This is a genomic window from Bradyrhizobium sp. 14AA (genome assembly GCF_054185205.1).
Genome location: NZ_JAVAYM010000059.1, coordinates 1 through 12,398, shown reverse-complemented (window position 1 = coordinate 12,398; position 12,398 = coordinate 1). Strand labels below are relative to the sequence as shown.

Below are 12,398 nucleotides of genomic sequence, written 5' to 3'. Positions count from 1 at the left end.
GAGCAATGCCGCACGGGGATATTCTCGGATTCGCCCCACCTCTCGTCGTATCCGAAGCCGAGATCGACGAAATCGTCGATCTCGCCTACCGAGCCACTAAGCAAGTCATGGACGAAATCGCAAAGAAGTCCACACGTGGCTGAATTTTAGCTCTTGTGCGGCGCTGTGGACGTTCGCGATTGAACGAGCGAAGCCCGACGACGGCCGTCACAGAGGTACCGAGGGCGTCCCTTGCGGCTATGACATCGCCAACCGCTGGACTTCCTGATCGGCACCATATTTCTAGCACGCTGTTGGAGAAGTGGCCAATCGGCGGGCGATAACGGGAATGTCATCGCCGCCTTCGAGGCATATCTCACCTTCAAGTGAGCCGTCGGGGAGTTTTTCTACCCAACCACGGCCTCTTGTGGGCTCCATCTCCTCGCTCCCATCCATGTGAACTCGACGGCGTCACCTTCACAACGGCCATGGATTGCTCACGTGAGGCAGTCCAGGGTGAACCCGCCGGCGCCTGCGAACAGGATGTAAGAGCCAAGCCCATCGATCAGCGTGCCGTCCACCGAGAAATGATCATTCGACCACACCGCTTCACTTCCACCTGCGCCAATATCGCCAAAAGGAACTTAACAGCGATCTCACCTTCTAACAGCCCGTCGCGTGCTTGGAGAAGGTCGAGTGATTCCACACCCGATCGTCCACGCCCAGACCGACAAACCAGGGGAACAGTCGAACTCCAGCCGCTCCATGAACGGTCGTTCCGAGCGGATGCCGTAGGAAACTTGCAGCAACATGGCCCGAAGTAGCTTCTCCGGTGCATTCGAGGGCCGCCCGAAGTCCGGGTAAGGCCCCGCAAACGCATTCGACAGATCGCCGAGGTTCAGCGTTCACAATCTCCCGGATTCTCCGTAACGGACCCCCGCTTCAAGGTCCACGTAACTGAACAGCGCTCCAGACCGCTCGTCAGCCCCTCGCGCTCCGGCCCCCGATTCAGTCATCGAGAGAATCACGCTAAACTCCATCCCGCCACAGACTTCTTCAGCAGCCTGCTAGAGCGAGCTCGCGTTTAAAGAAGGTGAAGTTGCGCCTGCAAGTGTCGCACGCAAGCGCTTTTCGAACATGATGTCGCGGATACCTGAAACATCAGGCTGCGCGCCCTTCAGCCTCGGCCAGTCGCTTGCCTTGCATCAACGGCTCCGGTGTGTGGCGTTTTGCGACGTTGGCGTCTTTCGTCGCTCGAAACAAAGTCTTGCTGTTTGCAAAATGACTCATTTGGCTGGCTGAACCGCTCGCGTTCGCTTAAATCATTCAAAAAAAACGACCAAGCGCCTTATTTGAGCGTCAACGTGCCGATTACCGCAGAAACTCGCGTTGAAATACTCGCTAGTGTCTGGACGTCAACGTAAGTCTGTTCTGGCCCTTCCTTAGGGCGAGCAGCAAAGGGGGAAGCACTATGGGCATCGAGCAGGTGCCGGGGCTGCTTAGCCGGCGTTGCTTGGCGACGAATATTGCCGTGCAGGCGTTCCGGTCGGCGCTTACTAAGCGCGTGGCGGTGCCGTTTTTTCCAGACGATTCGGGCTCGCTCCCGAAGCAGCGGTATTATGCCAATTTAAGTTACGAGACGCGGTTCTCCACGGAAGCTCGTTTCGGAATGAAACCAGGAGGGAAGCTATGAGCGATTCAGTCCATGATAGACAGAAACAATCCCAGTTTAACCGTCGCAACGTGTTGCGGGCTGCCGCTGCAGCCATGGCCATTCCGGCAGTCGCTCGAGTCACCGCGGCCTTCGCGCAGGAGAAGCTTGCTGGGAGGGGCCAAGTAGTTGTCTTTTCGTCGGCGGGCCAGTTTGCTCGAGGCATTCGCAAATACGTCTTCGACCCCTTTACCGAAGCAACGGGGATCAAGGTAGTTGACGTGACCGGGGACATTGCCGAGCCTCAGGTTAAAGCGATGAACGAGGCCGGCCGCGTTGATTGGGACACTGCCTTCATACAAGGATCCACACTTCCGGACATGGACGCGGCTGGCATGTTCCTGCCCATTGACTACAGCCTTTGGGACGCCGAGTCGCTGGAAGGCACACCCAGTTCGGTTCGTCTCAAGAACGCGGTCCCGGAAATCGCATCGGCCCAATTGATCGCGTACGACAAGCGGGTGTTTGGAGATAAGGGGCCAAAAACCTGGGCGGATTTCTGGAATGTCAAAGCCTTTCCTGGTCCGCGCGCTCTCCATAGCCTTCCTGCAACCGCAAAAAACAATCTTGTGTTTGCCTTGCAAGCCGATGGAGTGGCTAAATCAGACATCTGGCCGTTAACCGATGACAAGATCGATAGAGCTCTAAAGAAGTTCACCGAAATTAAGCCGCACATAACGAAATGGTGGTTGGGAGGCAGCGAGCCAACTCAGTTGCTCGCCAACCGCGAGGTCGCAATGACCAGTTGTTACGACGGCCGTGCGATCGCTGCGATTCGTCAAGGTCTTCCCGTTGAGATGGTTTGGGATGGTGCATACGTGAATTACACGTATTGGACAGTGCTGAAAGGTGGGCCCAACAGCGAAAACGCGCAGAAGCTGCTTGCTTTCGTAAATCGAGCGAAAATTGCTGCCGACTTTACGGTCGGGACGGGGTATCCGGGCCCAAATGCAAATCAGCTCAAATATTTGCCGGCTGATCTGGCCCCGCTGCTAAGCACAAACCCGGAGAATGCTTCGAAGGTTGTGCACGAGGATTCGGCGTGGCTCGCAGCCAAGCGCCCCGACGGCAAGACAAATCTCGAATACATTGGGGCACGGTGGCTGGCATGGCGGGTACAGTGATTTTGGCGACCGGCAAAGCGGCGTCGGAATCACCCGTGGCTTCGCATTCGGCTGGGCCCACGCAGTGGGCCTGGCTGTTGTTGCCCGGAAGCATCTTTCTTGGGCTGCTCTTCGTCGTGCCGCTCGCGGGGCTTTTGATGCTTTCGCTTGGGATGCCTAACTGGACTCTGGCGAACTTTCTACGCATTGGCCAGACTCCAGCCTATTTGGCGGTGCTGCGCACAACGGTGGAGATTAGCGTATCGGTCACTGCGCTGGCCTTGGTGCTTGGTTACCCGATCGCCTACGCCTTGACCACGCGCGGACCCATCCTGCGCACCTTCCTCCTTATCTCGGTTGTGTTGCCGTATTTCACCAGCGTTCTGGTTCGGACATTTGCATGGATGGTCCTCCTGGGTCGCGGCGGCGTTATCAACGACATCCTGCTCCGCTTCGGCCTGGTCTCGCAGCCGCTTTCGTTGCTTTACAACCGTGCCAGCGTGATCATCGGGATGACGCTAATCGTCATGCCGCTCACGATCCTGCCTATGTTCACGGTCATGTCCAGCATTGACCAAAAACTATTGCGTGCGGCAAGAGCGAACGGCGCAAGTCCGATCGCGGCCTTCCTGACCGTTTTCCTACCGCTCAGCCTGCCTGGCGTTATCGCCGCGGTGCTCCTCGCCTTTGTCAATTGCCTCGGCTTTTACGTTACGCCGGCATTGCTCGGTGGCTTGTCTGATTTCACCATCACAATGCAAATCTATACAGAGATGACGGACCAGCTCAACTGGGGCTCCGCATCCGCGCTATCTATCGTACTTCTCCTGGCAGTTTTGGCGATCCTGTGGATCGGGTCGCGCTTCTTTCCTATCATTCAACTTTTGGGATTGTCAGATGGCAAGAGCGGACCGGATCTCGTTGTCCGCCCTCGCACGCAGAAGCGCTGGCTGATGAATGTTGGCTCCGCTGCCAATGTGCTCGACCGTTGGCTGCCCTCTATGGGGGGGCGTGGTATATCGATTGTTGCGAGCCTACTGGGAGTGCTTCTTTTGCTGCCAATACCCATGGTCGTGTATCTATCGTTCAGTTCGTCGCAGTATATCGAGTTCCCTGCGCCTGGTTATTCGCTCGATAACTACCGATCGTATATCTTCGACTCGAGTTGGACAAATGCTACGTTTGCGAGCATTCGCGTCGCCCTGATGGCGACAATTATGGCGACTCTCCTCGGAGCGATGCTCGCCTTTGGTCTTGCTCGCGGCCGCATACCGGGTCGCGGTGCGCTGGTCGCGCTTGTGCTTTCACCAATCATTTTGCCGACTATTGTGGTGGCGGTCGCGACCTATTTCCTGCTCGTGCGGATAGGGCTTCAGGGTACCGAATTCGGACTGGCACTTGGTGAGGCAGTTTACTCCATCCCGTACGTAGTGGTCCTTTTGGCTGCGAACCTTCGCGACCTCAACCCCGCGTATGAGCGGGCGGCTCGCAGCCTTGGGGCGGGTCATGCGGCCACCTTCCGCACCGTCGTCGTTCCGCTGCTTATGCCGGCCTTGATCGCCGCGGCATTCTTCGCTTTTCTGCACTCGTTCGACGATGTCGTGTACGTGCTGTTCCTTGGCATCGGAGTTATCACGACCTTGCCCATCCTTATGTGGCAAAGCATTACGCAGGGCATTGAGCCCACCATTTTGGCGGTAGCCACGCTGCAGGTGCTATTGGCGGCAACCGTAATTGTTGCCAGTGCCTTGCTCCGGCGCAGAAGAGACGCCTGACGGTTCGGAAACAGCAAGCACTATGTTAGTATTTACTAGGGAGCCGAAATGTTGATGAGAGCCGGGTTGAGCAGCGCTGATATGCAAACCGGAGGAATCGTGTTGCATAAGCTCCATAAGCAATACGGTCGCGCAACAGCTGTTAATGATGTCAGCCTTTCGGTTGCGCCCGGAGAATTCATCTCGTTGCTCGGTCCGAGCGGGTCGGGAAAGACAACGACTCTGATGATGATCGCTGGTTTCGAGATGCCGGATAGCGGTCAAGTGCTGTTGGATGAGAAAGACATCACGCACCTACCGCCTCATCGTCGCGAACTCGGTGTAATATTTCAGAACTATGCTCTCTTTCCGCACATGACCGTTGCGGAGAACGTAGCCTATCCACTTCGGATGCGGCGGTTGGCGAAACCAGAGATCGAAGTGCGGGTGCGTCGCGTGCTTGATCAGGTGCACCTGAGTGCATTGGCCTCACGCTACCCACACCAAATGTCCGGCGGTCAGCAGCAGCGAGTGGCGATAGCCCGAGCCCTGGTTTTCGAGCCCCCCGTGTTGCTTCTCGACGAGCCCTTGGGCGCGCTCGACAGGAAGTTGCGGCAGCATCTCAGAAACGAGATCAAGACCCTGCACAAAGAGGTCGGCAAGACGATGATCTATGTCACGCACGATCAGGATGAGGCGCTAGCCATGTCCGATCGAGTAGCGGTGATGCACGAGGGTCGGATCCGACAGGTCTCTGCGCCACAAGAGATCTATCGCAGGCCGGCCGATCTGTTTGTGGCCGGTTTTGTCGGAGAGGTTAATCTCATACCCGTCCAGCTCAGGTCCGGCGTCGTTCACGGTCCTGCAGGTGAGAGATTGCCTGCTGGGTCGCGATCCGACGCGGATTTGGATGCTACGCTTTGTGTGCGGCCCGAGCATTTGCACCTCGAGAAAGCCGCCACCGGGAGGTCAGCTGGAATTCGGGGGAGCATCGTGGATATGACTTTCGTTGGCGATGCGACAATCTATGAGTTTCGCAGTGAGTCTGGCTTGCTGCTGACGTCCAAGGTTCTGAATCTATCGACTAGCATGATGCTAGGTATCGGAGATGCGTGCGTCGCCTCGTGGGCGGCGAATGATGCGAGCATACTGACTGAGTAATTCGTGGAGATCGTTCGACACTACGGTCTGAGATGCGTAGTGTTGCTCCGGTACGTGATCGGTGTACGACACCAAAAAGTGGCTCTTCAGAGAGGCGCTGCTGGCCGAGGTCACGTGTTTGAACGCACTCATGCGCTTGCAGATCGGCGTCTGCCCCCGTTCCCTGATTCGCTGAATCTGTATGCGGGGGTAGTTACGCCATGGCATTGCGATGCTGCCAACGTCCGCGAGTAGTCAACAAGCGAGATATCGAACTCCGCGGCTCGCTTTAATGCCGGCTCCCACTTGGAGAGAGATCATATGAGAATCTTCTCCACTCGTGCGCTTGTAGGAATATCCACGGCGAGCGCGGTCGCATACTCGGTGCGACGTCCTCCCTGGGAGTCAGCCCGCGGCGCCGTAAGGTCGATCAGGTACAAGCACGCCGGCTAGGCGCGTCTCTTCTGGCGATTTGTTGTTCTTCCAATAAGATCATCGCAACAAAAGCCATCACGGGCCTCGAAGGAAGTGAGAATATGCACAGCGCCGCCCCGCTCTCGCGAGAACTTATCGAGAGCTTCTGCAGAATCGTCGGCGACAAATATGCGGTGACCGATCAGAGCGACATCGCGCCCTATGTCACCGAGGAACGCAATTTGTTCCAGGGCCACACCCGGCTGGTGCTGCGCCCCGGCTCGACCGCGGAAGTCGCCGACATCTGCAAGCTCGCGACCGCGCACAGAGTAGCGTTGGTGCCGCAGGGCGGCAACACGGGCCTGGTCGGCGGCCAGACGCCGCACCATGGCGAGGTGGTGATTTCGCTCAAGCGCATGGACAGGATCCGCGAGGTCGACCCGGCCTCCAACACAATGACCTGCGAGGCCGGCGTGGTGCTGCAGGTGGCGCAGCAGCGCGCCGCAGAAGCGGACCGGCTGTTCCCGCTCTCGCTTGGCGCCGAAGGCAGCTGCACCATCGGCGGCAATCTCTCCACCAATGCCGGCGGCACCACGGCGCTGGCTTATGGTGTGGCGCGCGACATGGCGCTTGGGCTGGAAGTGGTGCTGGCCGACGGTCGCGTGCTCAACCTTTTGTCCAAGCTGAAAAAGGACAACACGGGCTACGATCTGAAGAATCTCTTCATCGGCGCCGAAGGCACGCTCGGCATCATCACCGCGGCTACCTTGAAGTTGTTTCCCAGGCCGCCCGCCATCGAGACCGCGTATGTCGGGCTGAAATCGCCGGCGCTGGCATTGAAGTTGCTCTCGCTGTCGCAGAGCGAGGCGGCGGGCACGCTGACGAGCTTCGAGCTATTGAGCGAGATCGCGGTCGATTTGTCCATCCGCCACGGCATCGACGTGCGCGACCCTCTCGCGGAGAAGCACCCCTGGTATGTCCTGATGGAGTTGTCCTCCCCGCGCGAGGACGCCCGCGCCACGCTGGAGGCGATCCTTGCCAAGGCGCTCGAGGAGGAGGTCATCGACGATGCCGTGATAGCGGCAAGTCTGAGCCAACGGCTCGTCTTCTGGAAACTACGCGACGAGATATCGGCGGCGCAGAAGCCGGAGGGCGGCTCGATCAAGCACGACATCTCAGTCCCAGTCGCCGCGGTGCCGGCGTTCATCGACCAGGCCAATGCGGCGGTGGTGAAGCTCATCCCCGGCGCGCGCCCGGTGCCGTTCGGCCATCTCGGCGACGGCAACATCCACTACAATGTCAGCCAGCCCGTGGGCGCCAAATCCGACGAGTTCCTGGCGCGTTGGCATGAGGTCAATTCCGTCGTCTTCGAGATCCTGCTGAAACTGGGCGGCTCGATCTCAGCCGAGCACGGCATCGGAGTGCTCAAGCGCGACGAACTACCCGACGTGAAGGACAAGGTCGCGATCGACCTGATGCGCGCGATCAAGGCCATGCTCGACCCCCTCGGCATCATGAATCCCGGAAAAGTGCTCTAAGCCCGCCGAGTAGGCTGAAGCCTCGTTCGGTTTCTTGGGATGAAGACGCGCTAACAGAAGCGCTACTTTGATTCGAGGAACAGAAGCTGCATTGGTCAGATGTAGAATTTCTGCCGCGAGTTGCTGAAACGTATGCAGCTGCGACAAGATGATTTCAGACGCGTATGCCCCGACTGACCCGGCAACTTCGCTAAGAGAAGTCGGTCTTTGTCGCGCTACAACTCAATAGATTGCGATTCTAAGGTCGTGGGCGAACATGATCCGGATATGACGTTTCGTGCGCGTTTGTTGAAAATACCCGTGATACCCTGAGCGTGCTCCTTGCTAACACCTTTTGTGCAGGAGCGGATTGAACCGCGCGCGGGCCAGCTTCCTGGTGGGCCAACTTAGTTGCGTAAGCCGTGTTCTAGCGGACTTAAGCGGCCGAGCCTCAACCAACTTGCGCCATTAGATGTCGCGCTGCAGCGAGGACGAGAGGACGAGACTGCGTGCGCACATCCGAAGCTGACAGGTATCCTCATTAACAAGACGAAAATCTGGATGACCAGTGTGAGTCCGAAACAAGCGATGGCTTCCGGGCTTTCTCCCTTGTCGATGTAGAATGCCGAGGCCATAGTGCCGCGCCAGCTTTCGAACGGCAAGCGGCCGCAAACTCGTTGGCTCGAAGGCGTGCTCCGACGGGCAGGGACCTGCTCAGGCCATCCGGTGGACAAGATCCAGAACCGACCCCACGCCATAAAAATGCAGAATGGAGTCAGGCAAGCGCCGACCGAGACTTGCAGGCACCTGCAGGCGCTCCTGGGTCTTGTTCAAACCATAAGCCAAGAAGCCGGCGGCGCCTGCCTCGAATGGCGGAAGATCGGGACGTGGTCCTTGCGGATGTTTTGCGAGCAGTTCCCGAAGACCACTGCATGGATCACCATCGGGTGTCTCGTCATTCCAACTCGCCTGTCCATTCGCAATCAGGTTCCGAACGGATCGCAGGCCAGATAGACTAACGCCCGAGCAAGTCATGCCTTGCTGCGCTATCGAGAATCGTGGGCTGGGCCCGATGCGCGAGACATCGCATCGCGGTAATCGGTTCGATCGACGGCAGTTCGCGTACGTGCGTTACCGACCCCTCGCTCTCCAGACCCGTGCCTGCTTCCCTTTCCAATCCCTGCGGAGCCTCAGCTACCGCACCGAACGCGCGCTCACCTTTGATTTGGCAGCTCATTCGGAACGCGGGAGTCATTCCCGTGTAAGCGCCTCAATTGCCTGTCTATGGACTTGGTGTGATCTCCAAATAACCATTTCCATCCAATCGGGCCTTTGCGGGTAGTAGTGCAATTTGGAGGCCTCACGAACTTTTCGGCCAAGTTCGGAATTAGCTTCTGTCGGCCGATGCATGAACAACCAGTGGTCGTTTCGTAGAACCTCCCGCGCGCAATCGGCATCATAAGTTCCGAACTCAAGGCAAACGTAGGTGTGTCGATCTCCCAAAGCAAGCTGCCAGAGCTCATCCTGTGAACCAGATATTGCCACCGAAGATGAGGTGCCGAGATCTGGCGACGTAACGGAGGGGCCAAAGATGTTGAGCGCTCGCTCATAGCCGCTCAATCCGGACGGCTGTTCGCACTGCAACTCGCCATAGCCATAAGGCCCGAGACCGGTGTGGTAATCGATGATAACGACGCTATCCCGTGCAGCTACATTAAAGTCGCTCACTATTTGGTCAAGGGTTCGCCTGGCTTCAGAAGGCGCAGATCCGCCGTAGAACATGCCGCCTGGCCTTGTGTACTGACCGGACTTCCGTGCTTGCTGAAAGTTCAACTCGCCGTAGCGGGATCGATACGCTGCGATTGCAGCTTCTGCGCGCTGCATTCCTTCCTTCGAATTGTCGGCAGGGACAAGGTGTTCAGCTAGCTCTTCGTATCCAGGATTGGGGGGGACTGCCTTAGAGAAGTCGACAAAATTCCGATTGAGGTCGCAGCCCTCTGCGGTCGCTCGGCGATCCCACGCAAAACCATAGCAATTTAGCGCGTGAACGCAGAGGACGGCAGTGGAGGCCGGAAGTCCCTCGTGGAGTTTTGCCCGCAAAAATGCAAGTTGTGCGGCGGACCCGCAGTAGCCTTCCGGACCGTGTGTGCCGGAAATAAGGACTAGCAGCTTCCTTGCATCTCTACGCCCGAAATAGGCCGCATCCGTGAAGAGAGCTTCACCAGACGGGCCTTTTGTGCTGCAGGGATACGATGTACATGTCGGCGCTGCTGCCAAAAACTGCTGTCTGGCTTCTAGATAGCTGCCTGAAAAGACAATGGAGGCAATTTGCTTTGCGCTGTCAAGATTCATTCTGCTCAACCTCCGTGCGGATTCCCCTGACGCGAAACAGGTCGATGACCACGTCTAATCCGCGACACACCGTTTCGTTCGGAAATCGACCGCTATCACAACCGTTCCCGCCGCAAGTCGACCACGAGCTGGCAGCTGAGAAATTCTTCTCTTTGTTGCGAGAGAGTCATGCGACATATTTCCTGATTTGAATGGCTTTTATGAGCATAGTTTGGGTTAAAGGTGCCGAAAGCCGGCGATAAGTCGGTGAATATCAATGTTTTTGCGCGCGCATTGCGTCGTTCTCGATGTCGGACGCGACGGCTAAACGTTGTGTGAGCCACTGTCGAGTGGGTGTACTGCGTGGGAATTCAGACGATCGCCGGTGATCGACTCGGCTGACCGGCGCCGCGTCTCGTGGGAGCCTTCACAGGGGCGCGCTAGAGCGTTTCCAATTGCCGGCCCCTGCACCCTGAACCAGATCGCCCTTCTCGATGTGTCGTCCAGCCCACGTACCGTGCGGAAGTGCGGTACGTGGTCCGGACACGATGTAAAGGGGTCCCGCCATGTACTCGCTACCGCTCAGGCGCGGAACGTCGCTCGCGCAGGCTTCGCCTACACATTCATCCATCGAACTGTCATTCGGCCTGCAATATTGGCTCTGACTCACTTTTGATGCAGTTTGGGGTCTGCGTAGCGCTTTGATTGGAGGAGAATCAGCGCCATGCAGCAGGCACTCCAGCGCTCCAGTCTGGTGCCGAGTGGGTTTGTTGTAGAGAGTGCGTATTGCGAGGGTGATAAGGCGGTTATTGCGGTCCGGGCGTCCGGAAGCGTTGGCCTGTGTCCATCCTGCGGAACGGTTTCCCGACGTGTTCATAGCCGTTATCGGCGACGCGTAACCGATCTGCCGCTCTCGGGGCGGATCGTACAGTTGCTGGTGATCGCCCGCCGCTTCCGTTGCGATGCCGTCCTGTGCGGGCGCCGAATCTTCACTGAGCGCTTCACCGAAGGGGTCCTGGCTCCTTCGGCACGACGCACAGCGAGGCTGGACTCTATCGTCCATCACCTCGGTCTGGCGCTTGGCGGACGACCGGCAGCAGGCTTCGCAAAACGCCTGATGCTGCCGGTGAGCAAGGATACGCTCCTGCGCGTAGTCCGACGCCGTACTCGCCCGCCGACCGATCCGCTCAGGGTTATTGGCATTGATGATTGGGCTTGGCGGCGCAATCACCGATACGCCAGCATCGTCTGCAACTTGGAAAGACGCCGGGTAGTCACGCTGCTGCCGGACCGTGAGCCCGCGACTGCCCAAGCCTGGCTCGCTGCGCATCCCACGATCGCGATCGTAGCCCGTGACCGTGGTGGAGGATATGGTGAAGCTACGGCAAAGGCCCTGCCGCACGCGGTACAGGTCGCAGATCGCTGGCATCTGATGGAGAACGCCAGTCGGGCCTTCCTCGACGCTGTCCGCAAATCGATGCGCCAGATCCGCAGCGCAGTTGGAGCGACGACAATTAATCCCAAACTGCTGACCGCGGCCGAGCGCCTACAATATGAGGGCTATCTCCGCCGCGAAGAGACCAACGCCAGCATCTTGGAGCTGTCGAAAAGCGGAACGCCGATCAAGCAGATCGTGCGCCAGACCGGCCATAGCAGGAAGCTGGTGCGACAGGTGATCCGGGGCGAACACCACGATGTCTTCCGGACCCGGCAGAGTTCACTCGATCAGCATCTGCCATGGCTCGACAACCAATGGGAGGCCGGTTGCCGAAACGGTGCTGAACTGTGGCGCCGCTTAAAAGCACGTGGCTTTCGAGGCTCCCTTCGCGTTGTCGGTGAATGGACGACACGTAGACGGCGGTCCGAAAAGGTTGATGTCGAAAGTCTTCACCGGGTCCCATCGGCCAGAACAATCGCTCGTCTCATGGCGGTCGAGCGGGATACGCTCTCGAAAGCGGAAACGATCACTGTCGCCGCTGTCGAGGCTGGCGTTCCCGCGCTTGTCGAAGCTCGAGAGATCGTAGCCCAATTCCACCTGATGATCCGGCGTGGAGCGGCCGCCGAGCTGTCCCCATGGATCGATCGCGCTCGTGCCAGTCTCGTTGCCTCATTTGCTCGCGGCGTTACTATTGATGAAGCGGCGGTTCGCGCGGCAATTACATCGCCCTGGTCCAACGGACAGACTGAAGGTCAGATCACCCGCCTCAAACTCGTCAGACGGCAAATGTACGGCCGCGGGAAAATCGATCTGCTTCAGGCCAGACTAATCGGCGCAGAATAGAATAGAGCTGCACCAAAACTGCGTCAGAGCCAAATTTGCAAACGATGACGTAATTGCGGTCAGCGCTCGCGGCCACGAAAGCTCCGTTATCGTCGAGCTCTCGCAATCAAGCGATTCGGAGGAGCTGTCATGAGGCAATACGTCGGTCTGGATGTCTCGCAAAGAGAG

Annotated in this window: 8 protein-coding genes; 5 read left to right on the top strand and 3 right to left on the bottom strand. The window is 58.1% G+C overall.

The window, feature by feature from the left end:
• Positions 1–635 precede the first annotated feature (635 nt).
• Positions 636–866 (bottom strand): transposase, encoded by a 231-nt coding sequence (locus tag RAD15_RS43130; protein WP_458184750.1) that lies wholly within the window; start codon positions 864–866, stop codon positions 636–638.
• 802 nt (positions 867–1,668) lie between these two features.
• Here RAD15_RS43130 and RAD15_RS43125 point away from each other — a divergent pair.
• The 4 genes from RAD15_RS43125 to RAD15_RS43110 all read left to right on the top strand — a co-directional run bounded on the left by RAD15_RS43125 (position 1,669) and on the right by RAD15_RS43110 (position 7,639).
• Positions 1,669–2,814, top strand: coding sequence for an ABC transporter substrate-binding protein (locus RAD15_RS43125; RefSeq protein ID WP_458184749.1), 1,146 nt, complete (start codon positions 1,669–1,671; stop codon positions 2,812–2,814).
• Positions 2,799–4,568: an ABC transporter permease subunit gene (locus RAD15_RS43120; RefSeq protein WP_458184748.1), complete on the top strand. Its 1,770-nt coding sequence runs from the start codon at positions 2,799–2,801 to the stop codon at positions 4,566–4,568. Before RAD15_RS43125 ends, RAD15_RS43120 begins: the two co-directional genes overlap by 16 nt.
• A 66-nt stretch (positions 4,569–4,634) precedes the next feature.
• Entirely contained in the window at positions 4,635–5,708 is a 1,074-nt protein-coding gene (locus tag RAD15_RS43115) for an ABC transporter ATP-binding protein (protein WP_458184747.1), read from the top strand.
• Positions 5,709–6,223: 515 nt separating this feature from the next.
• On the top strand, positions 6,224–7,639 hold the full coding sequence (locus tag RAD15_RS43110; RefSeq protein WP_458184746.1) for an FAD-binding oxidoreductase: 1,416 nt from the start codon (positions 6,224–6,226) through the stop codon (positions 7,637–7,639).
• Positions 7,640–8,332: 693 nt separating this feature from the next.
• Here RAD15_RS43110 and RAD15_RS43105 read toward each other — a convergent pair.
• Positions 8,333–8,653: a hypothetical protein gene (locus tag RAD15_RS43105; RefSeq protein WP_458184745.1), complete on the bottom strand. Its 321-nt coding sequence runs from the start codon at positions 8,651–8,653 to the stop codon at positions 8,333–8,335.
• 216 nt (positions 8,654–8,869) lie between these two features.
• Complete coding sequence (locus tag RAD15_RS43100; protein ID WP_458184744.1) at positions 8,870–9,970, bottom strand: DUF2817 domain-containing protein; 1,101 nt, start codon at positions 9,968–9,970, stop codon at positions 8,870–8,872.
• A 703-nt stretch (positions 9,971–10,673) separates the two neighbouring features.
• Here RAD15_RS43100 and RAD15_RS43095 point away from each other — a divergent pair.
• Positions 10,674–12,230, top strand: a complete 1,557-nt coding sequence (locus RAD15_RS43095; protein ID WP_458184743.1) for an ISL3 family transposase — start codon at positions 10,674–10,676, stop codon at positions 12,228–12,230.
• Positions 12,231–12,398: the final 168 nt, after the last annotated feature.